Origin of the sequence: Pedobacter sp. UYP1, assembly GCF_040547305.1 — a bacterium.
In the GTDB taxonomy this organism is placed as follows: Bacteria; Bacteroidota; Bacteroidia; order Sphingobacteriales; family Sphingobacteriaceae; genus Pedobacter.
The window spans coordinates 184,321-208,243 of record NZ_JBEPPL010000008.1 but is presented as its reverse complement, the minus strand read 5'-3'; the positions used below and the strand labels follow the sequence as shown (position 1 = coordinate 208,243).

Sequence of the window (23,923 nt, the reverse complement as noted above, 5' to 3'; positions counted from 1 at the left end):
ATATTCTAACGAACAAGCTACACAGGATGAGATTAACTTTACCACAAGAAGATATTTATTTTGAGCAACTGCTTTATCCGGACAGACCCGTTTATAACATAGGTGCCCGCACTGAAATTAGGGGTAAAATAGACTTTGTTTCTTTCAATAAAGCCTATCTTGGAATGATCAGTCAACATGATATTTGTCGTAGCGTATTAACAGTTAAAGATGACTCCCCTGAATTTTGTATCCGTGATACTGATATCGCCGATCTTGAATTGATAGATTTTTCTTCCCATTCCGATCCTGTTAACGATGCCACTTCCTATATGCAGTCTCGTTTTCTTGAACCATTCAGACTTGACGACCAGACTTTCTTACACAAAATTATGCTGTTAAAAGTAGCAGATGATTTTCATTATTTGTTTTCTGTATACCATCACTTGATTACAGATGGCTGGGGAACTTCATTGATGTTTCGCCGGCTGGTGCAAAACTACAATGAATTGAGCAGTCTTGGGGCTATTCAGTCTGTTTATCCCTATTCTTATACGGCATTTACCAAAGATGATGCAAACTACCGTAACAGCGAAACCTATCGGCTGGATAAATCTTACTGGGCGGAGAAGTTTTCTGTTTTACCTGAAAACGTGTTCGTTAAAAATAATAGCCAATCTGGAAAACAGGGGAGCAGAAGAAAAAAATGGTTAATTAAACGCGCACAGTATAATCAGCTTAATGAACTGGCTGTTCAGCTGCAGTCTACCACTTTTCATCTTTTGCTGGCAATTGTATATACTTATTTTGGCAGGATAAAAAGGATTAATGATTTTGCTGTGGGTATACCTATGTTAAACCGCTCCGGAGCTGCTTTCAAAAAAACAGCTGGTTTATTCACCGGGATAATACCCCTGAGGATTAACCTTGATTTTGAAGATTCCTTCGCAGCACTGGTCAGCAATATCAAGCAGGAGCTAAAACAGGATTACCGGCACCAAAGATTTCCCCTGGGCAAGCTCATCCAGGAATTAAACTTATTTGACCAGGAGCGAAAGCTTTTCGATATCACATTGTCCTATGAAAAACAGGACTATTCTGTACATTTTGAGCATACCGTTACGCAGGTGATTCCATTGACTCATCAGGCAGAAAGAGTAGCACTAGCTTTATATGTCCGTGAATTTGACAATGCAGAAGATGTAAGGATTGACTTTGATTATAGTCTTGACTATTTTGAAGGTACACGAGTCACAAATTTTATAACTCATTTTCAACTCCTGCTTGAAGACATTATAGCGAATCCTTATGAAAAACTGTGCAAGCTTAATTTTCTTGGTGTTGAGGAAAAGGAGTTTTTGATCACCGGATTGAATCAGACGGCGTATCCCTATCCTTCAGCTCAGACCGTTGTTGATCTTTTTGAAGAACAGGTCGAAAATAATCCTGATCATGTTGCATTAAGGGATTCATTAAAAGAATATACCTACCTCGAAGCTTCGCAAAGATCAAACGCCATTGCTGCCTGGCTTCTGGCGCAATTGGGAGAGGGCAATGAAGCTATTGCTATTTTAGTAAACCGCTCAGCTGACTTGCCGGTATTATTGATGGGTATATTCAAAGCAGGTAAATCATATGTTCCGATTGATCCGGATTTCCCTGAAGACAGAATTGCATTTATTGTTGAAAATTGTAAAGCAAAAACAATTATTTGTGAAAATGATGCGACAGCTATAGTAGATGTAAAGCAGATTCATCTGGCCGATATTCTTGCCTTTACTACGCCAGAAGAATTGGAGATCAATCGGGCAAAAGCTGCAGACAGTGCTTATATTATTTACACTTCCGGGTCTACTGGTCGTCCTAAAGGGGTAGAAATCAGGCATAGCTCTTTAGCGAATTTCTTAATCAGTATGCGTAGAAAACCCGGTTTATCTCCTGCCGACCTGGTATTTTCCATCACAACAATTTCTTTTGATATCTCAATTCTTGAATTTTTTGGCCCTTTAATTTCCGGTGGAACAGTCTATGTGGTAAAAAAGGACATTCTTGCTGATCCTCAAAAAATACTGGCAGAAATAAAGACGGTAAAACCAACGGTTCTTCAGGCTACGCCTGGCTTTTTTCAATTGATTTTTAATGCAGGCTGGGAAGGCGATAAAGCAATAAGAATTCTTTGTGGCGGTGATCAGTTAAGCAAAGCGCTGGTTGAAAAATTACTTTCAAACGTTGCGGAATTGTGGAATATGTATGGCCCTACAGAAACAACGGTCTGGTCTGCCCTGAAAAAAATTGAACGGCCTGATCAGGCTTCAAATATTGGAAGACCTATCTGTAATATGCGGTTTTATATTGTAGACCAGGATTTGCAAATTGTACCTGCAGGAACTATTGGAAGGATTTTTATCGGAGGCCCTGGCTTGAGTAAAGGTTATTGTCAAAATGAAGAATTAACCGCTGCTAAATTTATTTCGAGCCCATTTATTCCAGGTAATCAGCTTTATGAAACCGGAGACTTGGGCAAATGGACTGCTGAAGGAGAAATTGAATTTTGTGGAAGAAATGATCATCAGTTAAAAATAAGAGGATACAGAATTGAACCAGGAGAGATCGAAACTCAGCTGAACAGGTTTTTGAAATGTGATAATACGGTAATCTTAAGCTCTGAATTGAATAGCCCGGAAGGTGTGCTGGTTGCCTATATCCCAAAACAGACAGCTGAAAATATCGTTCCGCTGGCAAAGGAATTTTTACAAAATTATCTGCCAGGCTATATGATACCTGAGGTATTTGTTCAAGTGGAAAGCTTCCCGCTGACCGTTAATCAGAAAATAGATAGAAAAGCGCTGTTGGCGATGGAGTTTGAGCTACCTGCTGCGGTCATGATTGATACTGGTATCAAAACAGCAACAGAGGAAAAGCTTTTAACACTCTGGAAGGAAGAACTGAATCTTGGTCGGCTGACGAATATCCATGATAACTTCTTTTCTTTGGGCGGACATTCTCTGATGGCTGTGAAAATGACATCCGCTATCTACCGGATATTTAACATCCGGCTTACCATGAAGGATGTTTTTACAAAGCCCAGTATTTTTTTACTGGGAAAGTACATTGATAATTTAAATCCTGCAATAATCCATAGCATAGAAAAGGCAACAGAGCAGACATATTATAAATCAACTCCTGCACAACAGGGTATCTGGCAGGCCTGTTTGAACACAGATTTGCTTGTTGCCTACAATATGAGTGCCATATTTGAGATTAATGGAGTTCCGGATAAAGTGAAAATTGAGCAGGCAATAATCAGTTTAATCAGCAAGCATGAAATCCTAAGAACTAATTTCAAAGAAATTAATGGGGAAGCCTATCAAAATATACAGGATGTAGACAGGCTTAAATTTGAAGTTCATGTAACTGATGCTGTTTCGCCAGAAGAGGCAGCAGTGTTGATTAAAGCCTATGTAGAGTATGAATTTGATCTTGCTAATGATTTACTCTTAAAAATTGGTATCGTACATAAAGTGACAGGGGAAAGCAATTTAATATTTCTTACTCACCATTTGATTATGGATGGTATCTCCTTTAAGTTTTTTGTGAAGGATTTTCTCCATGCCCTGAATGGTATTACTCCTGTTGAGCCTGATATTCAATTTAAAGATTATTCCGAATGGTACAATAACAGGATCGCAACGCAACCCGATCATCAGAAATTCTGGAAGGAGTATTTGTCAGGTTATCAAAGAAAGGGGATTTTTCAAAAAGACTTTTTGAAAAATGGTAGCTCAAAGGGTAGAAGAGTGACTTATGAGCTTTCAGGAAATATACTTGACGATTTAAAAAAGAGCGCGGTCAATTATAATTCGACGATTTTTTCCATGTTGTTTGCGACTTTTAACCTGTTGATTTTTAAAGATACAGGTCTAAACGATTTTTGTGTTGGAACAGTTTTTAGTGGAAGAAACGTGTTTGAACTGGATCAGGAAATTGGGATGTTCGTTAAGACTTTACCTGTGCGTACAGTTATAGCACCTGAAAATAATTTTAAGGCTCTGGTTGAAAATACGCACCATACTTTAGTACTGATTGATGAACATCAGGATGTAATTCCTGAAGTAACCGGCAATATTTATTTTGATATTGTCCTGGTTTTCCAGGACCCGGGATTCTTAATCCAGGAGCAGATCCAGTATGGTGATTTTTCCCTTCAACTGCTTGCGCAGGAAGAAATTGTGCCCAGGCTACCGATGACCTTTAATTTTTATGAGGGACATGGGAAAATAAGCTGTGAGGTTGATTATGACGCGGGGCTGTACGAACCTGAGACTATCCAGCTGATCTGGGAGAAGTTTTTAATGCTGATTCCGCAGCTTGCCAACAATCCTGATCAGTTCATCAGCGCTTATGATATTGTGCTGGAGATTGAAAAAAACAAAAGTATTGACATAGACTTTGATTTTTAATCTTCCTGTAAAAGATCATTCAGATGGGTATTCAATAAATTTCTGCTTGCGTTAAAAGATCACTGCTATTTGTTTTTCTGGTCAGAAATTGTCTGTTATAATGACGGTTGGAATATGTGGCCGACAGTTTTTCCCTGGAAGTTCTTTATTGCTTATTGCCCTCAATATATTCAATAAACATATGTTCAGACAGTGGCAATAATCTCTTACGGCTATCTGTAGGATTTTCACCCCCAGCGGTGTAGAATTCAACCTGACCATTCACCTTTGAATAATGAACTTTTCCAATATCCTCCCGGGTGATCTCTGCAATATTTTTTATTCTTTTCAACTGCTTTAATCTGGAAGCATCCTTCGGAATAACATGAATTCCTTCTATATTTTGATCACAAGTTACGGATTGATATTCGTCACCATTCCAGTACATACATTGGGTATTGGTATCATAAAAGAAATAGGACCCGCCAACAATAACTAAGACCGCAACAAATGAGATAACTGCTTTATTGAATTTAGTAGGAATGCCAAATCTTCCTTTTCCAATCTTTTGATCGCTAGTTAATGAACTGTTACCTGGTGAATCACTGCCTGATGAATTGTTACCTAACAATCTATTAGATGGTGGTGCCATTCCACTTAAGTCTTTCTCTTTACGAATTGATAATTCCCTATCAATATTCACCAGATCATACACATCTGCATAGACATGTGGTCTTGGCTGGAAATCTATAAGCCAGGCTAAAAGCTCAATATTCTTAACTTTTGTATCACCTGTATTTCCTTTTAGAAAGTTGTCTAACGGTTTAAACTTATCAGCACTTGTTATTTGGATCTTTTTAAAATATTCTTCTGCACTACTCCTTTCCTCATCGAGTAATAATTTGAAAGTCTCTTCATCCTTTTTGGAATATCGCTTATGAAAAACAGCCAGACATTCCTTTCTCAGATTTGCAGGTGTATGATACTGCAAATTAGGAGGTAATAATCCCTCATCTTTTCTCTTTTTATAAGCCAGAATTACTTCTTGTTTATAATCTTCAATCCTTTTCAAATCAACTAACTGATAATTATTAAATGGAATTTTCGGAATCTCCAAGGAATTTTCGGAATTCCAACAGAATCATTGGAATCTTCGGAATCCTCTGATAGCTAGCCGGTTACATCCCTGTATGTTTGTATCAGAAATCAGTTCAGACTTTGATTCGCTATCAGAGTTTAAATGTACAAAACAGATTTCATAAAGAGATGAAAGCGCGGTGGTTAATGACCGGTTTGGGAAGCAGTTATTAGTTCCCGCGTTTGATTCTCACACTTCCCAAAAATTTCAGAAGGCCTTCTGATTAACAACCGTAGCAGTCCCCACGAGTGATTCGTGGGGGACTACATAGTAATCATATTCTAAATTTTTGAGTCATGTTTTTTCATTTTTTAATAACTATGTTCCTGGGATTGGTATGCCCATCAAATACAAACACAACTTATCATACACAAGGTGATACTACGATCACACAGGGCGAAACGGAGCCAATTACAGGAGGTGATACAGGTCAGAATCCTCCACCAAAATAAGACTAATTAAAATCATAACAATCCGGTAGGGCAGAAATGCGGCGTCCCCAGAAACAGGGTGGGGACGCTCGCATTTCACCCTGCCTTTTTTATGTAAACCTAATGGCTCTTGTTATTAATTGATCAATTCTTTTTCGTTAATATATATAATAATATTTTTTTGATAAAAGCGCTAAATTTTTTCTTTATTTTGGATAAAAATAAGCTCTTGAAATATCTCTATTCACTCTCCATTTCCATTATGTTTCTTTACTCCTGTACGAATCATGCAGGGAAGAAAAAGAAAGCAGACAATTTGTTTTATGATCGGGCTTTTGAATTCCGGGAAAAAAACATGCCTGACAGTGCTTTTTTTTACTTCATTAAAGCTAAAGACTTGTTCTTGCAACAAAAAGATTCAATGAGTGCAGGAAAGTGTTTAACCAACATGGGGATTTTGTCAGAAGGTAAGGGAGACTATTACGGAGCACAAGAGCTTTCCTTGAGTGCTATCTCTTATTTTGATGAGAAAAAGAAAGATCAATACGCTTACATTAATTCCAATTATAATAATCTTGGGATTGTAACCTCTAAACTTTTCAATTTCAAAGCCGCATTGGAATTTTATGACGATGCAATTAAGTTCGCAAAAGATTCTTCGGATATCCGTCTTTATCTGAACAATAAGGCTACAAGTTATCAGAGAATTGGTGATTACAAAGCCGCTTTTGAAATATATAATCGCGTCTTAAAAGGTGTCACCAAAAATAAGAAAGCATATGCCATGGCACTGACTAATCTTTCTGCTGCTAAATGGGAGCAAAACCCCAGCTATAATGCCTTACCTGATTACTTAAAAGCATTACATATTCGAGAAAGTGAAAAAGATCTCTTAGGTCTGAATTCCAGTTTTTTACACCTTTCTGATTTTTATGCTAAAAAAACAAAAGACTCTGCTTTCTTTTATGCGCGTAAAATGTACCAGGTAGCTACCCAGTTAAATATCGCTGATGACAGACTAGCTGCGCTTAGAAGATTGATCAGGTTAAGTCCGCCCAAAGCAACTCAACAATATTTTGCAGCCTATCAAAGCTTGGATGACAGCTTGCAAACTGCACGTAACATTTCTAAAAATCAATTTGCGCTTATTCGCTACGAAACCGAGAAAATTAAGGCAGATTTTCTAAGAGCTCAGTCTGAAAATATCCAGAAACAGAATAATATTCTACGAAAGAACTTCGCCCTTGGCATTCTCGTTTTATTCTTATTAACTGGATATTGGTGGTATAGAAAGAGAAAAAAAGGACTGGAGCAGGAAAAAGTAATAGAAGTCAAAAATACAGAGATCAAGTATGTAAAGAAAATTCACGACCGGGTAGCGAATAAAGTGTATCAGTTGATGTCAGAAGTAGAAAACATCCTGGAAGTTGACAGGGATACTTTGCTGGACAAACTGGAAATCCTTTATAATATTTCAAGAGACATTTCTTACGATAGTAAGGAATTGAATACGGGAAAAAACTATGACCAGGAGCTTTCGGAAATGCTAAAATCCTATTCGGGCGAAACCAGGCAAATTTTTATTATCGGGAACGAAGAAGAGTTATGGGAAGGTGTAGGTCAGGAAGCAAAGGATGAGATTTTTTGTATCATGCAAGAACTGATGACCAATATGAAAAAGCATAGCCAGGCGGAAACTGTGGTCTTGAAATTTAACAGGAACGAAATGGATATCAATATTTCGTATTCGGACGATGGAATCGGGATGAAAGATGCTATTCAGAAAAACGGTTTAACGAATACGGAAAACCGTATAAAAAGTATCCGCGGCACTATTACATTTGTTAATACACAAGAGAAAGAACTTGAAATTCAGCTCTCATTCCCTTTTTCGTAAAACTTAAGAATAATGTTCAAAAAAGTACTTATAGCAGAAGACCACGAACACGTTAATATTTCAGTGCGCAAAACCCTTGAAGATCTCGGTACAATCCAGAAAGAGTTTAGATATTATTGTGATGATGCGCTCGCACTCCTGCAGGCTGCAATGCGTCAGGAGCAGCCTTTTGATTTATTGATCACTGATCTTTCCTTTGAAGAAGACAAAAACATACAGCAAATTGCCGGAGGCAGGGAGCTTATTAAAGCAGTAAGACAATTACAACCGAGTTTGAAAATAATCGTTTTCTCCCTTGAAAATAATATCAACATGGTTGATGAATTGTTTGATGACCATGGCATTGACGCTTACGTACGTAAAGCCCGCCATGATGCAGAAGACCTCAGGAAAGCGATAGATGCAGTTTCCAGTAATAAAAAATACCGTTCTGCCAGTTTAATGCGCAATAAAAGAATAGAGAATTCTTATGATTTTAAAGCTTTTGATATTGGGATTATCAAGTTACTCTGCAGCGGAATGCCGCAAAAAAATATCCCAGGTTATTTGCAGGAAAATAATATTAAACCATCTGGCTTAAGCAGCGTTGAAAAACGATTAAATGCGATCAAAACCACATTGAATATTTCCAGTAATGAACAGCTGGTTGCTTATTGCAAGGATAAAAAGATTATCTGATAGCTCAGGATCAAAAATAAACACTTTACGGTTATCCGTAATATAAAGACTTTCGCGCTGGATACTTTTGTCATGTCTACTCACTAAAAATTGGATTATGAAAAAGTACCATGTAAACAAAAATGCCCAGGGTAACGGCGATCATGAAGTTCACGCCGAAGACTGTATATATCTGCCGAAAGTCGATAGCAGAACCTACCTGGGCGAATTCTCTTCTTGTATTGGGGCAGTAACTAAAGCAAAAAATATATATACTACTACAAACGGCTGTAAGACCTGTTCGAATTTATGTCACACCACATAAATTATCTGATATAATTGAATCTTTCACATAAAATCTAAATGAATGAAAACACTCTTACTCTTAATCATTTTCTTTACCCAGACGAACTTCTCACAACCAAATACAGTATATGTATGTAGCAGTGGTACTTCAAAAAAATACCACTATAAACAAGATTGCCGCGGGTTAAAAAATTGCCAGTATAAGCTCTTGAAAATTAGCCTGGATAAAGCTGTAAAAGAGGGCAAAACTTTATGTAAATGGGAAAAATAATCAAAGGTTTTTAATTTGTAAACCTCCCGCAATACACGCTTTTGGAGACTTCATCACTCATGATGTCTTTAAAAGCGATGAATACTTCATAGGTGTTATTCTTGATATAACCAGGTTTCATGGGAAAAGTATGGCTGAGTTCATCTCTTCTTGCACCGCTGTAATTGGCATGTACATGCCCGAATTTTTTGTTATATAAAAGGATAATAGCCCGGTCAGTTGGATTACCTGTGGCTGTAATATCCTCATCCCAGGTGAAATTAAACGCATTTTCGGTTACAGCAACTTTTACGTTTTCTGGCTTAAAAAGCTCTCCGTCTGCCACTAACATTCTTCCTCTGATACCTGCTAATAAAGAGCCTTCCTGTAAAATTGTCATAATCTTGTTTGCATAGTTTCGATAATATACGTAAATATCACGTAATAGTATAATAATTAATATTTATTTAAAAAATAATACACCTTTAGTTTAGTTGTTGTTCGATGGAGACTGAGTGAGATTTGAAGGCCCTGTGAAGGGTCTCCGAATGACGTCTGAATAAGGTAGTATAAATGTATTGATTGTCAGTGTCTTATGAATAGTTTTTTTAGCTCTTTTTCGCCTCATAATCTATTGTTTTACAGGTAGGGTCAACCCCTCATTTTCGTTATTGAAAACCTCATTTTCGCCATCTTATTTCTTAAACATTTTGGACGAACGTAATAAATATGATAACTTCCTGTATAAAACCAAATATTTAAACCTTTATAAATTGCTCTTACCTATGACTAAAACGTTTAATTCAATTAAAAACGTAGTAAAGCTTCTGCTCTTATTACAGTTTTACACGTTGCATGCAATGGCTCAGATCACCTGGCCGGCTAATCAACTCCTTCCTTCATTTGCATCTCCAGCACAAACTCAGGATTTAATTACCCTTCGCGAAACATCCTCCCGTTGGGAAGCTGAAGGTTCAGCAATCAGTCACAAAACCGGAAGACCAGAAACCGATGGCTGGCTCTGCCAGACCGGGATTGACCTTCCAAATCTTCATATGGTTTACGGACCTTATGATAAAACCATTCCGGCAGGGCCTAATGTAGCTGAGTTTCGGATGAAAATTGACAACAATACTGTTAACAACGATCCAATAGTAGATCTTGAAGTCGTCAATGCCACCACGGGGCAGATGCTGACCACACAAACAATTACCCGTCAGCAGTTTGCTATAGCTGGAGATTATACCAGTTTTAGGTTGCCCTTTACTATGCCGGCAGATAACCAATCCATTGAATTGCGTGTATTCTGGCGGGGAACCAGTTATCTCAAAGTTGACTGGGTGAGTGTAGATCAAAATAGTTCCACCGCAGAAATGTACCTTTTTGCATCCTTAAAAGGGATTATTAATAAAACAAAGCCCCGTATTTTCTCTTATGAAGGTGATGCATTTGCAGAAGGACCCTACACCTGGTTGCAATCTTTAGGCTTGGGCTGGTCTGAGCCTGCAGATAAATGGGATCTGATTACTAAGTACCGCAGTGAAATATCCGGTTTAATCGTTTACGATCCGGCACAAATACATACCGTTAATTTGGCAACGATGCTTGCAAAAGGTAAAAAAGCCCTGATCGTCTCTCCATTACTGTTATCGCGCTTAACCTCCGCACCCTATAACCTGCCTATTCTGGTCGATATGCGCGGACAGTTCAGCAGTAAGTTGCAAGTGTACCAAACTTTATATAATACCTATTGGCCGGCTATTGATCACCGGTTATTAATCGGATTAAATCCTGAAGCGCATAAAGCTGCCTTAAGAGAATATGCAACGGCACTGGGAGCCGCGGTAGTTTGGCTCGATCCTGCTATTGCTGGTGAAAGTGAATTGCTAAACAGCTTTTTATCTTCCATGCCAGCTGGTTCAAACTTCATGGGATGGTGGCCAGAAGAAGCTGCGGGTGTAGAAAGAGCATCAAAATATGGATTGACAACAATTGCGAGTGACTGGTGTACTAATTTAACCGTACATAGTGGCACATCCAGAACAGTAAATATTAAATCGATGCCGCCTAAACCCGCATTACAAAATAAGATTTATGTGGCTTTCATTTTAAGTGATGGGGATAATTTACAATACGTTGAACATTTGATGCGTAAGCTTTGGTCTAACCCTGATCGTGGTTCAGTTCCCATAGGATGGACGTTGTCACCCGCAATGCTGGATGCCATGCCCGGAGCACTTAATTACTTCTGGCAAACCGCTACTGATAATGATAACCTGATTTCCGGCCCATCGGGTTATGGTTATACCTATCCCAACAGCTGGACAAATCAAACTGCACTGGAACAATTTGTTGCTAAAACTGAAGATTATAACAAACGTGCTGGTTTGCGGGTCATTACAATCTGGAATACAATTACTGGTGGAATCAGTCAGAATGTTGGGCAAACTTTTGCCAGCCATGCACCAACTTTACTTGGATTAACTGGCCAGAATACAGGTGGGGGATTAACCATTTACAATAACAACCTTCCTGGGATGGCACTTTCCTGTAACTATTGCAGCGATGAACAGAATATGAAAGATCATATTGCTTCTGCTGCTGCAGGATGGGATCATAATTCACCACGCTTTGTGATTATACAAGCGCAACCCTGGAATAATGCGAGGCCAACAAGTTTTAAGAATGTCGCCAATTCCCTTAACGCAGATTACGTGGTGGTGCGTCCGGATCATATTTTTCAGCTTATTCGTGAATCAAAAGGTCTTTCAACCAGTCTGCCGGCGACACCTCATTTATCTAATAAATTATAATTGAGTTCATCTCTGTAAATTTGATCAAACAGCAGGTCCCATGCAAAAAGGTTATCCTTTTTGCATGGATTTTAAATCACTTAAACCTTTTTTTTCTGATTTGCATGCATACTGGCTGCATAATCGGTTGGTGACATGCCAAACTGTTTGGCGAAAACCCGGCCAAAATGAGTTTGAGAACTATAACCAACCACTTCTGCGATCTCGTAAATTTTAAGGATTCCTTCATTCAGCAATTCTGCAGCTCTTTTTAGCCTTGCCAGGTTAATCAATTCATTCGGGGAAAGATTGGAAATTGATTTTATTTTCCGGTATAGCGTTGGCCTGCTCATATTCATGTGGTCCGTCAAAAGATCCACGTCTAATTGAGGGTTACTGATCGCCTGATCTATAATTATCTGTATTTTTTTTAAGAATAATTCATCTGCCTTAGAGTAGGCGAGGCTTTTGATATGAAGCAGCGGAGAGCTTGAAAAATAAGCTTTAATTTTATTGCGGTTGGCGATTAAACTTGCAGCCTGTACCTGTAAAAATTCCGGAGAAAATGGTTTTTCAATATAAACATCTGCGCCGAGTTCCAATCCTTCAATCTTGGACTGCAAGCTATTTTTAGCTGTCAGCAAGATAACCGGAATATGGCTGAATTCTATGCCTGATTTGATTCTTCTGCAAAATTCAAAACCATCCATCTTCGGCATCATCACATCACTGATAACCAGATGGACAATCTCTTTCTCTAAAATTGCAAGACCTTCAAGTCCATTCGATGCCATCAGGATTTTGAACTTTTCGCTCAGGTCATCCGCAATAAAATCAAGAATTTCTTCATGATCATCTACAACAAGAATAACCGGCTTCTCCTGCATATTAGTTGCTATATTTGGTACGAAGTTTAAATCTTTTTCCATTTTCCTTTTAAGTTAAACTCTATCATTTGATGAATAGGGAAGGTGGCCACGAGTATGTTATAATCACTATGGCTATCTTCCAGTTTAAGAGCACCTTTGTGTAGCTCAGCAAGTGATTTTGCAATAGACAAGCCGATGCCCGTTCCCTGTTTCATTTCGGCTTCTTTTGTCCGGAAAAAAGGCTCGAAAATCTTATGTTTCAGCTCCGGTGTAATTTTATTTCCATCATTCAGAATAGCGACAATAAACTGATCTTCCTGTTCATTTACGGTAAGCGTCACTTTTACAATCTGTTTTCCGTATTTAATGGCATTATCCACCAAATTACTCATTATTTTATAGAAGGCCTCCAGATCGATATAAGCATACAGCGGTTCTGTGGGTAAAAAGGTTTGGTAAATAAGTTCTTTTTGTTCGGCAGCCAGCAGGAACTGTAAATTCACATCATGAAGGATTTCAGAGATATTTGCTTTAACGAAGTTTAAAGAGAAACCATGAACCTCCGTTTTTCTGAAATCCAGGAGTTGATTCGTCAGGTTCAGCAAACGGTCAGTGTTGCGGTCCATAATCTTCAGATTTTTCTCCATGGCTGGAACTTCTCCCGCGGCTTTGATCATTTTTTCCATAGGTCCTTTAATCAGGGTAAGCGGTGTTCTTATCTCGTGGGCAACGTTCGTAAAGAATTCAATTTTTGCCTGATAAATTTCCTTTTCTTTTTTATGTTCAAAGATTTCCATACGCCTGTTGTTTTTACGCTGAACCCTTTGATGGTATTGCCTGATGAGCAAGGCTGTTAAACCAATGAAAAGCAGTGCGTAGATGAACCAGGCAACCGGACTTTTCCAAAATGGTGGCAGTACAACAATAAATAGCTTGATGTTGTTTTTGCTCCATTCTTTACTGCCCTGGATCATTGCTTTAGCTTCAAAGACATATTCTCCCGGAGCAAGTTTTGTGAAGTATATTTTCCGGTTAGTCTTTAGGTATTGCCAGTTGTTATATAGTCCGCTTATTTTATAAGCATATTCAGTTTTTTCCGGAGAAAAATAGCTTAATGCAGCAAAATCAATATTAAAAGATGATTGACTGTTGCTCAATATAATCTGATCCGTATAGGAGATTGATTGCTGGAGTACCGAATCTTCCTTTTTCGGCTGTAACTCTGTATTGTCTATCTTAAAATCTGTTAAAAACAGAGGGGCCGTTTTGGCATTGGTATTCAGTTGATTTGGGAGGAAGCTGATCAAGCCTTTTACACTTCCGAAATACATCCTGCCATCAGTATCTTTATAAGAAGAGCTATAGTTGAACTGATCGGTGAGTAAACCATCCGTTTTTGTATAAACCTTAACAGTCTTTTTAAGCGGGTCAAAACTCACCAATCCGCGGGTGCTGCTGATCCATAATTTATACTGATCATCTTCCAGGATATTAAAAAGGAAATTACTGGGCATTCCATTTTTTACAGTATAGGATTTAAAACTACCTGTTTTTTTGTCGAAAAGTGATAAGCCACCACCATCTGTTGTTACCCAAAGCCTCTTTTTGCTATCCTGAAAAATACAGTTCACAGTATTGTTAGGTAAACTATGCCCATCCTTACCCGTATTCCTGTAATTCTTGTAATTGCTGTTACCGAGCCTGAAGCTGAACAGTCCGTCATTGAAAGTCCCTACCCATATTGTTCCGTCCGCATCTTCTCTGATATTGTTAAAGAACAGAAAGGGCAAACCAGGAACAGGATCAAAGTCATCTTTTTTATGGTTATAAGTATAAATGCCTGCTGTAGTTGCAATAAGAAGATCACCAGCCCTGGTTTTATACAAACTTAAAATGAAATCTGACCGGAGTAAACTTCCCTTACGCATATGGTAATGTTTAGTGATCAAACCTGTATTGATGTTCATCACATCCAGCCCATGTTCAAAAGTGCCGATCCAAAGTTTGTCGCCATCAGCAAGCAGACCATGAATGTTATAATGAGCGATGGTCTGTTTACTCCCATCTGGAAAATAAGAGCTGAATTTGCCACTTCCGGGGGTTAATTTATTCAACCCTGCATCTTCGGTTCCAATCCATAAATTACCATTCTGATCTTTACATATTTCCCTGATATCATTTCCGCTGATAGAATTTTCCTGTTGCGCAGGGAAGTATTTAGTGAAAATGGAAGATTGAGCAGCATAATAATTCATCCCGCCAAAATAAGTTCCGGCCCACATGCCACCTTCTGTATCCAGGCAAAGAGAATAAATGGCGTTGTCGGATAGGGAATAGGGGTTACTGTTTTGTTTTTGCAAGTGAACCAGCTTCCCGCTTTGGTGGTTATAAATATACAGCCCGGATTCTGTGCCGATCCAATACTCCTGATCATTCGATTTTTTTATAGCCCGGACAAAAATGTGAGTTTTGTCCTTGTTCATTACGATCAGATCGGTCAGAACATTTGTTTTAAGATTGAATAATTTGATCCCCTGGTTTGTGGTTCCAATAATGAGCTGCTGATCATTGGTTTCTTCGATTGAAGAGATCCAGCCGATAGCTACAGGCTTTTTTTTATCCGTTAAATACTGGATTTTAAAAGTCCGGGATGCCTTGTCGTATTTGCCAATATAGCCATCGGGGCTGCTTACGAGAATTTCACCATTTGGACGGCAATAAATATAAGTGGGCGTAAATGACTTATCCTGCAATACCAGAGAAAACTTTTTCTGAACCGGATTATAGGTGTAAACTTTTCCAGACGAGAGTATCCATAAATTACCTTCATGATCGAGCGTGAGTACGGCTATGCCTATGTTTTTTGTTTCTTCGACCAGTGTAAAAGATTCGTTGACTGCGTTGTAATGATATAAGCCCTGATCTGTGCCTACCCATAAACTGGCTGGCTTATCACTGACCAGGGAATGAACCTTGTCATTGCCCAGACTTTTCTGATTTGCAGGGTCATGACGATAGGTTTTGAAAGAATAACCGTCAAATCTGTTCAGCCCGTCTTTTGTCCCCATCCACATAAAGCCACTACGATCCTGAGTACTGCAAAAGACACTATTATTGGAGAGCGCATGCTCTACCTGATAATGTTTAAAGTAGTAAGGCTGTGCCTGCAATACTGTGGCAGACAGCAATAAAAAAAATAAGGTTAGAATTCTCAATTTGGTCGTATCGTTCTTTCAAATATATCAATAATTATAAAGCTGAATCGATTTTATAACTAAAGCTGCTACAACTGTCCCGAATAAAAAATAGAGACAAATTGAAGAATTATTGATACAAACGCGTGCAACAACCAAAAGCTAAAAAACTAATATTTGATTATACCCGGATAGAACGAGCTGATTGTCCGGGTATACCTAACCAAATATAAATCTTTATGGAAAAAAGTCTACATGCTTATTGCAGAAGTGTGCGCTTAAAGCAGTATATGCTTAAAGCTTTTACCTTTTGCATTTTCCTTCTTTTGTCCCTAACCACTACCGCGCAAACGAGCACTGTCAGCGGAACCGTAACGGACGACAAAGGACAGACACTGATCGGTGTCACAGTAAAAATTAAAAACACAAAAAGCGGTGGAATGTCTGATGCAAACGGGAAATTTAAAATTACCGTTCCGGATAAAAATGCCGTCTTAGTATTCGCTTACATCGGATACACCACGCAGGAAGTTCCTTTAAACGGGCAAACGGAGCTAACTGTAAAACTAAAAGATTACGACAATGACCTGCAGGAAATTGTGGTTACCGGATACGGTTCGCAAAAAAGAGAATCGATTACCGGAGCTATTTCTTCTGTAACCAGCAAGGATATAGAGCGGGTACATGGAGGATCGACAGTAAGTACGGCGCTGGCAGGAAAGATTCCTGGTGTTACTTTCCGGATGACAGACGGCCGGCCGGGAGCAAGTGCTAGCATACAAATCCGTAACATGGGCCGCCCGCTTTATGTTATTGATGGAATTCAGCAGGATGAGGGGCAGTTTAACAACATTGCACCCAACGATATTGAAAGTATTTCGGTACTGAAAGATGCTTCTGCTGCTATTTATGGTGTGCGTGCAGCGAATGGGGTCGTGGTAGTGACCACTAAAAAAGGCACAACTGGTGAAAGCCGGATTAATGTAGACGCTTACCTGGGTGTCCAGAACTGGTCAAGATTCCCTGATGTGGTACGTAACTCTTATGACTATATGCGCTATAAAGCAGATGCAGAGATAAACAAAAATGGGAGCACTAGTATTACACCGGCAGAACTGGAGAAATACAAACTCGGGACCGATCCGGCTTACAGGAGTTTTGACTGGCGGGATTATATCCTGAAGAGTAATAACAATGCTCCTCAGAATTCGGTGAATGTGAACTTTACCGGCGGAACGGATAAAATGAGTTATTATGTTTCCGCGACAAATCTGTATCAGAATTCTGTATTGGGAAAAGAGTATGAATTTAAACGGACTAACATCCAATCTAACATTACGGCAACTGTAGCCAATGGCCTTAAAGTAGGGGTAAACATTAATGGAAGGATTGAAAGCCGCGAAAATCCTGGTGTTCCAGGTACAGATGATTATTTACTGGCACGTTTGGCAGTGTTGCGGAATACTCCTTTGGAGCGTCCATATGCCAATGACAATCCAGATTATCTGAATGATATCGGGCATACAGAAACCAATTACGCCTTTTTAAATAAAAAACTTTCCGGGATATACCGGAACGACTGGCGTGTTTTACAAACCAACTTCAATGCTGAATACCAGATACCGGGTGTAAAAGGATTGGTTGCTAAAGCCGTATATTCTTATTATCTGGCAGATTATGTGCTCAACAATCATGAGTATACTTATAATACTTACACCTACCGTCCCGCTACTGGTACTTATGACGTTACTGGCGGTAGTAATAATCCATACCGGGAACGTGAACAGAAAAAGGAATTTGCGACCACTTTTCAGAGTCAGTTAAATTATAACAACACTTTTGGTAAACATACTGTGGGTGCTACATTGGTTGCGGAAAGAATTAACCTGAGGCATCAGCGGAATTATATACACTCTTCACCAATTTCTAATAACCTTCCTTTAATCTATTTTCCAACTGCCGACAGGTATGATGATGTTGATGATAGCGAAGCACGTATAGGGTATATTGCCAGGTTAAATTATAGTTACAACAGTAAGTATTACCTGGAAGCTTCTGCAAGAAGGGATGCTTCTTATTTATTTGCACCTGATAAACGCGTAGGTTATTTTCCTGGTGTTTCTGCGGGATGGAGAATTACAGAGGAAGGATTCATGAAAAATATCCTCGGAGATAAAAATATCCTGGGTGATCTGAAATTCCGTGCTTCTTACGGTATACTTGGAGATGACCGGAATCCAAATGATCCGAATCAGCCTATTGTATCTCCATATGCTTATCTTCCAGGTTATAACTATAATCAGGGAACAGTGATTCTGGATGGGAACCCGGTGATTGTTTCCAGAGATAAAGGAATTCCATTAAACCGGATATCATGGCTAAAGAGCAGGACTTTTGATGTAGGAGCAGATTTCAGTATGTTCAACAATAAGCTGACGGGTACAATTGATTATTTCTACAGAAAACGTACCGGATTACTGGGAGGAAGAAATGATATTATTGTTCCTGTTGAACTGGGCTACAGACTGCCAGATGAAAATGTGAACAGTGATGCACAATATGGTCAGGAGATCTCTTTAAATTATAGCAGTAAAGTTGGACAGGTTAACTTTAATATCGGAGGTAATTTCTCTTATACCCGATCTAAAAACCTGCAATCATATAACCCATTATTCTTTAATTCCTGGGATCAGTACCGCAACTCGTCCGAAAACAGATATACCAATATAGATTGGGGCTATGTCGCTATTGGTCAGTTTACTTCTCAGGAGCAAATCAACAATTACCCGGTAAATATTGATGGTAAAGGAAATAGAACTCTCTTACCTGGTGATTTGATCTATCAGGATCAGAATGGCGACGGTAAAATTGACGGGTACGACAACCGGCCAATTGGCTTCGGTTATGGCAAGCAACCTAATATTAATTTCGGTTTAAGCTTTGGCGCAAGTTATAAATCTTTTGATTTTCACGCAGACTTTTCTGGAGGAGCGGGTTATACCTGGTACCAGAATTATGAAACCAGATGGGCCTTTCAGAACAATGGTAACCTGAATACGATTTTTGAGGACAGGTGGCACAGGGCTGATCCATTTGATTTGAACAGTGAATGGATCGCAGGTAAATATCCTGCAAACCGCTATAATGATGGCGGACATAGCAATAACTATAATTCTACCTTTTGGCTGCATAGTGTCAAATATTTACGTGCAAGAACGATAGAATTTGGCTATTCTTTACCAGCTGCAATGCTGGCTAAAATCAAGATTAAGCGGGCAAGATTCTATATAAATGGTTACAACCTATTCTCTTTTGATAATATGAGCCAGTATAATGTTGACCCTGAAGTTGCAGATGACAATGGTCTTCAATTCCCACAGAGTAAGGTGGTTAACGTAGGTCTTAATTTAACTTTTTAATAACATGATGAAGAAGATATATACAGTACTCACCTTTACTACCCTTTTATTTATAGGGGCTTGTAAAAAAGACAGTGCATTTTTAGATGTACCTCCTAAACAGATTATTCCCGAAGAAGTTGCCTTCTCAGATCCGGCTTTAGCACTCTCTGTTTTAGGCGATTTGTATAACAGGCAATTGGATTTTTCAAGTTTGGACGGAGATGGCTGGCGATCATTTGTTGATTTTAGTGAAGCTTTTCCTTCAGAAAATGGAAGTTATAATATCGTTCAGCGCACAGGTTGGGGGTATGGAGAATGGGGAATCTGGGATTATGGATATATCCGGGACATGAATCTTTTTATCAAGCGGGCCACTGCGGCGACTAAGCTTACCGAAACAGATAAAGCCAGGTTCATTGCAGAAGCCCGTTTTCTCAGAGCCAATTTCTATTTTGAAATGGCAAAACGTATGGGTGGATTACCCTTAATCACAGAGCCAATGCAATATGATTATTCGGGTAATGTAACCAATTTACAGGTTCCAAGATCAAAAGAGTCGGAAGTCTATGATTTTGTGATCAGCGAGGCTGAAGCGATAAAAAATATATTACCAAAAGATGTGAACCAGAAATCAAGAGCATCTAAGGGAGCTGCGCTGGCAATGGAAGCACGTGCTGCCTTATATGCGGGTTCTATTGCTAAATATGGTTTTAAAACTCCGCAAGTTACTTTACCGGGTGCAGAAGTGGGAATACCTGCTGGTTTGGCCGGCGGTTATTATCAAAAAGCTTTTGCAGCTGCACAAGAGATCATCAATGGGCAGGCTGGTGGTTATCAGCTGTATAAGGTTTTACCCGATCTTTCGGAGAACTTTGCAGCAGTGTTCCTGGATAAAAGCAGTGTCAACCAGGAATCTATTTTTATTGAAGATTTTAAAGTAAACTCTGCAAAGGTTCATGGATTTACAACTAACAATCAGCCATTTTCTATTTCTGATGAAGGGCTGGATGCCGGGCGTCTGAATCCTTCTTTAAATCTGGTTCAGGCATTTGAAAAACTGGACAATACTTATGCACCTATTGCTACAAAGGACGGACAAGGCAATCCGGTATATTACACCAATCAACTTGATGCTTTTGCAGGCAGAGATGCCAGGCTTGCAGGAACTATCTTACTGCCTAATGGGGCTTTCAAAGGTAAGAATGTTGACGTCTGGGCTGGTTATCAGTTGGCCGACGGTAGTATTTTAACAAGTGATGATGCCAGTCATCTGGTTAAATTACCCGGAACTGATGTTGCTGTTCAGGTAGTAGGAAAAGACGGTCCTGTTAACGGACAGGAGTTCAGGTCACAAACAGGTTTTTATATCCGTAAATATTTAGATCCGCAGGTGGGTTCCGGAAGAAGAGGCAGACAGAGTGACGTCGCTTTTATCCGTTACCGTTATGCCGAGGTTTTATTGAACGCTGCCGAAGCTGCTTTCGAGTTGGGAATGGGTGGCGTTGCTGATGGATACATCAACCAGGTTCGCGCCAGAGCCGGTTTAACCAGGGCTATACAGGGGGTCACATTTGATCAGATTGTTCATGAACGCCGGGTAGAGCTGGTCTTTGAAGGCCACACTTTATTTGATATGAAAAGATGGCGCTTAGCACATATTGTTTGGGACGGAAGTAAAATGTCTGTGAATCAGTTGGTGAGTGATATCGGATCGTCTACCAAGAAAAATACCCAGCCTTATGGACTTTGGCCATATAAATACTACAATCCTGGAAATCCAAATCATGGGAAATGGTTATTTAAAGAAGTATTGCCTACGGCAGTTACTGGCGCAAATCTGTTCCAGATGGGGAATTATTATTCGACTATTGGCGATGATGTTTTATCTGCGAATCCAAAAATTGTTAAACAACCAAACCAGTAAGCCTGGCTTTTAAATCGTACAATTATGAAGTTAAAACCTATATATATCCTGTTATTTTTCCTTCCGGTTTTCTCCTGTAAAAAGGATAATTATAAGGAGCTCTCCACTACCTTAAAAGGAAGAATCTTGTATAACAATGAAGAAATCGGATTGGAATATGACCGCGTACCGCTAGAATTTTATCAAACGGGTTTTGGGAAAAAGGGGGCGATGACGGCGAGTTTTGCTCAGGACGGAAGTTATTCAGTGCTTTTTTCTGATGGTAATTATAAGCTGATTATCCCTAACGGACAAGGGCCTTTTAAATGGCATCAAAATGCAGCCGGGGTCAATGATACTTTGGCAGTGACGGTAAACGGAAATCAGACGCTGGACTTGCAAGCGATTCCTTATTACTTGATCAGGAACGCTGTTTATAAAATTTCCGGAACAGACCTGACTGCCACATTCCGTGTAGACCAGATTATTACAGGTAACGGTGCTAAAAAAATTGAGCGCGTTAATTTATATGTGAATAAAACTCAGTTTGTTTCCGGCTCAGACAATATTGCCAGTTCAGAGCTATCAGGAGGCACTATAACCGATCCAACTGCTTTAACCCTTAAAGTTACTGTCCCGGCTATTGTTCCGGTTCAGAATTATGTTTTCGCTCGTATAGGGGTGAAAATAGAAGGATTAGAAGATATGGTCTTTTCACCTCTTCAAAAAATCCAGCGGTAACCACAAAATATGAGTTGTAACCACGAATACCAGTTTTTAATACGAAATACTAATTGTAACCATAAATTAATAAGATGATGAAGAAAATTCTAACGGGAACAATGCTCTTACTATTAGGCTATTCTGCCAATGCACAGCAGGCAAAATGGGCTTTAATTAAAGACAAAATTGTTTCTCCATGGGCGGAGAAGGTAAACCCGACTGCCCCTTTGCCGGAATATCCGAGACCGCAGCTTGTGCGTAATAATAACTGGAAAAACCTGAACGGGCTTTGGGAATATGCGATTATACCAAAAGACCAGCAAGAACCCACTAAATATCAGGGTAATACCCTGGTGCCATTTGCTGTGGAGTCTGCTTTATCCGGAGTTGGTAAAACGGTGGGTAAAGACAGTGTATTGTGGTATAAAAATACCATCGTGCTACCTGCATCAGCGAACAATAAAGACGTACTGTTGCATTTTGGAGCAGTAGACTGGCAGGCAGAGATTTTTATTAACGGCAAAAGCGCAGGTAAACACGAAGGAGGTTTTGATCCTTTTTCGTTGAACATTACTTCCTTGCTTAAAAAAGGGAATAAGCAGGAAATTAAAGTAAGGGTCTGGGATCCAACCGATGAAGGGCCTCAGCCAAGAGGAAAACAGGTGAGAAAGCCTGAAAGTATCTGGTATACTCCGGTAACGGGTATCTGGCAAACGGTTTGGCTGGAAGCTGTCCCGAAATCTTATATTCTATCGACTAAACAGACACCGGATATCGATGCGCACCGTATTTCGGTTAGTGCTGCAGTTCAAAATAATCAACCAGGTGACCAGTTGAAAATCAGTATATTGGATGGTAGTACTGTCATTGCTGAAAAACAAGTGGCTGTGGATGCGATGGCTGATATTTCGGTTGAAAATGAAAAGTTATGGTCTCCGGAACATCCGTTCTTGTATGATCTGAAAATCACGCTGCTGCGGAATGGGAAGCCTGTAGATGAAATAAAAAGTTATTTCGCTATGCGTAAAATTTCTATGGGCCCGGATGCTAAAGGTATTCAGCGGATGCTGCTGAACAACAAATTTGTATTTCAATATGGCCCGCTCGATCAGGGTTGGTGGCCAGATGGTTTATATACAGCACCTACAGAAGAGGCTATGGTATACGATATTGATGAACTCAAAAAAATGGGGTTCAACATGATTCGCAAGCATATTAAAGTGGAGCCGGCAAGATATTACAACTATTGCGACAGAGTTGGAATGTTGTTGTGGCAGGATATGCCGAGTGGCGATCTGGGCAATGGATGGGAAAACAATCCTGGAGTATTGGATCGTGCTACAGACAAAAACAGGACAGCTGAATCTGAAGGATATTATCGCAAAGAATGGGATGCGATTATGAACAGTTTACATAATTTCCCATCCATCGTAGTTTGGGTACCGTTTAATGAAGCCTGGGGACAATTTAAAACTGTTGAGATTACAGAATGGACGATGAAAAAAGATCCTTCCCGTTTAGTGAACAGTGCAAGCGGGGGTAATTTTTATATCACCGGACATATGGTCGATCTGCATAATTACCCGCATCCGGCTATGCCAAGACCAGATTTGTTTGGCAAAAGCCATCTCCTTGTTTTGGGTGAGTTTGGTGGGCTTGGTTTACCGGTGGATGGACATACCTGGCAGCAAAAAAATAACTGGGGTTATCAGTCTTTCAAAACTCCTGGTGAGCTGTTTGCCAAATATGCAGCTTTTACCAAAAGGATAGAAGAATTAATACCACTAGGACTGTCGGCTGCAGTTTATACGCAGACTACAGATGTAGAAGGCGAGATCAATGGCTTTATGACCTACGATAGAAAGGTAATTAAAATGCCTGTAGAAGATCTGAAACGCGTTAACGATAAACTTTATTTAATACCAGCTCCTTAATAATAGCCAT

The 23,923-nt window shown here is 39.4% G+C and carries 13 protein-coding genes; 9 read left to right on the top strand and 4 right to left on the bottom strand.

Features of this window, described 5'->3' with window-relative positions:
* Positions 1–26: 26 nt before the first annotated feature.
* Complete coding sequence (locus tag ABIB30_RS17035; protein WP_354304052.1) at positions 27–4,439, top strand: non-ribosomal peptide synthetase; 4,413 nt, start codon at positions 27–29, stop codon at positions 4,437–4,439.
* Between the two features lie 145 nt (positions 4,440–4,584).
* Here ABIB30_RS17035 and ABIB30_RS17030 read toward each other — a convergent pair whose 3' ends face one another.
* Positions 4,585–5,535, bottom strand: a complete 951-nt coding sequence (locus ABIB30_RS17030) for a hypothetical protein (protein ID WP_354304050.1) — start codon at positions 5,533–5,535, stop codon at positions 4,585–4,587.
* 681 nt (positions 5,536–6,216) lie between these two features.
* Between ABIB30_RS17030 and ABIB30_RS17025 the strand changes: the two genes are divergently transcribed.
* From ABIB30_RS17025 to ABIB30_RS17015, 3 genes are all read left to right on the top strand, one after another.
* Positions 6,217–7,884 carry a tetratricopeptide repeat-containing sensor histidine kinase gene (locus ABIB30_RS17025; RefSeq protein ID WP_354304048.1) on the top strand — a complete coding sequence of 556 codons (1,668 nt, stop codon included), beginning with the start codon at positions 6,217–6,219 and terminating at the stop codon, positions 7,882–7,884.
* 12 nt (positions 7,885–7,896) lie between these two features.
* On the top strand, positions 7,897–8,562 hold the full coding sequence (locus ABIB30_RS17020; RefSeq protein ID WP_354304047.1) for a response regulator: 666 nt from the start codon (positions 7,897–7,899) through the stop codon (positions 8,560–8,562).
* 97 nt (positions 8,563–8,659) lie between these two features.
* The gene (locus ABIB30_RS17015) at positions 8,660–8,866 is read left to right on the top strand and encodes a hypothetical protein (protein WP_354304045.1); all 207 of its coding nucleotides are present in this window, start codon (positions 8,660–8,662) and stop codon (positions 8,864–8,866) included.
* Positions 8,867–9,128: 262 nt separating this feature from the next.
* Here the strand turns inward: ABIB30_RS17015 and ABIB30_RS17010 are convergent, their stop codons facing one another.
* A complete protein-coding gene (locus ABIB30_RS17010) occupies positions 9,129–9,497 on the bottom strand; it encodes a DUF6266 family protein (protein WP_354304044.1) in 369 nt (122 codons plus the stop codon).
* Positions 9,498–9,882: 385 nt separating this feature from the next.
* Between ABIB30_RS17010 and ABIB30_RS17005 the strand changes: the two genes are divergently transcribed.
* Entirely contained in the window at positions 9,883–11,910 is a 2,028-nt protein-coding gene (locus ABIB30_RS17005) for a hypothetical protein (protein WP_354304043.1), read from the top strand.
* 80 nt (positions 11,911–11,990) lie between these two features.
* Here the strand turns inward: ABIB30_RS17005 and ABIB30_RS17000 are convergent, their stop codons facing one another.
* Positions 11,991–12,818 carry a response regulator transcription factor gene (locus tag ABIB30_RS17000; RefSeq protein ID WP_354304041.1) on the bottom strand — a complete coding sequence of 276 codons (828 nt, stop codon included), beginning with the start codon at positions 12,816–12,818 and terminating at the stop codon, positions 11,991–11,993.
* Complete coding sequence (locus ABIB30_RS16995; protein ID WP_354304039.1) at positions 12,803–15,946, bottom strand: ligand-binding sensor domain-containing protein; 3,144 nt, start codon at positions 15,944–15,946, stop codon at positions 12,803–12,805. Before ABIB30_RS16995 ends, ABIB30_RS17000 begins: the two co-directional genes overlap by 16 nt.
* A gap of 245 nt (positions 15,947–16,191) precedes the next feature.
* Between ABIB30_RS16995 and ABIB30_RS16990 the strand changes: the two genes are divergently transcribed.
* The 4 genes from ABIB30_RS16990 to ABIB30_RS16975 all read left to right on the top strand — a co-directional run bounded on the left by ABIB30_RS16990 (position 16,192) and on the right by ABIB30_RS16975 (position 23,913).
* The gene (locus ABIB30_RS16990; RefSeq protein WP_354304037.1) at positions 16,192–19,371 is read left to right on the top strand and encodes a SusC/RagA family TonB-linked outer membrane protein; all 3,180 of its coding nucleotides are present in this window, start codon (positions 16,192–16,194) and stop codon (positions 19,369–19,371) included.
* A 4-nt stretch (positions 19,372–19,375) separates the two neighbouring features.
* A complete protein-coding gene (locus ABIB30_RS16985) occupies positions 19,376–21,277 on the top strand; it encodes a RagB/SusD family nutrient uptake outer membrane protein (RefSeq protein WP_354304035.1) in 1,902 nt (633 codons plus the stop codon).
* 24 nt (positions 21,278–21,301) lie between these two features.
* Complete coding sequence (locus tag ABIB30_RS16980; RefSeq protein ID WP_354304034.1) at positions 21,302–21,997, top strand: DUF3823 domain-containing protein; 696 nt, start codon at positions 21,302–21,304, stop codon at positions 21,995–21,997.
* Positions 21,998–22,071: 74 nt separating this feature from the next.
* Positions 22,072–23,913, top strand: a complete 1,842-nt coding sequence (locus tag ABIB30_RS16975; RefSeq protein ID WP_354304032.1) for a glycoside hydrolase family 2 protein — start codon at positions 22,072–22,074, stop codon at positions 23,911–23,913.
* Positions 23,914–23,923 lie beyond the last annotated feature (10 nt).

Bases quoted from the DNA above. Each gene is read 5' to 3' on its own strand.
- ABIB30_RS17020 (WP_354304047.1), top strand. From the start codon at position 7,897: ATGTTCAAAAAAGTACTTATAGCAGAAGACCACGAACACGTTAATATT.
- ABIB30_RS17035 (WP_354304052.1), top strand. From the start codon at position 27: ATGAGATTAACTTTACCACAAGAAGATATTTATTTTGAGCAACTGCTT.
- ABIB30_RS17005 (WP_354304043.1), top strand. From the start codon at position 9,883: ATGACTAAAACGTTTAATTCAATTAAAAACGTAGTAAAGCTTCTGCTC.
- ABIB30_RS16985 (WP_354304035.1), top strand. From the start codon at position 19,376: ATGATGAAGAAGATATATACAGTACTCACCTTTACTACCCTTTTATTT.
- ABIB30_RS16975 (WP_354304032.1), top strand. From the start codon at position 22,072: ATGATGAAGAAAATTCTAACGGGAACAATGCTCTTACTATTAGGCTAT.
- ABIB30_RS17015 (WP_354304045.1), top strand. From the start codon at position 8,660: ATGAAAAAGTACCATGTAAACAAAAATGCCCAGGGTAACGGCGATCAT.
- ABIB30_RS16980 (WP_354304034.1), top strand. From the start codon at position 21,302: ATGAAGTTAAAACCTATATATATCCTGTTATTTTTCCTTCCGGTTTTC.
- ABIB30_RS16990 (WP_354304037.1), top strand. From the start codon at position 16,192: ATGGAAAAAAGTCTACATGCTTATTGCAGAAGTGTGCGCTTAAAGCAG.
- ABIB30_RS17000 (WP_354304041.1), bottom strand. From the start codon at position 12,818: ATGGAAAAAGATTTAAACTTCGTACCAAATATAGCAACTAATATGCAG.
- ABIB30_RS17010 (WP_354304044.1), bottom strand. From the start codon at position 9,497: ATGACAATTTTACAGGAAGGCTCTTTATTAGCAGGTATCAGAGGAAGA.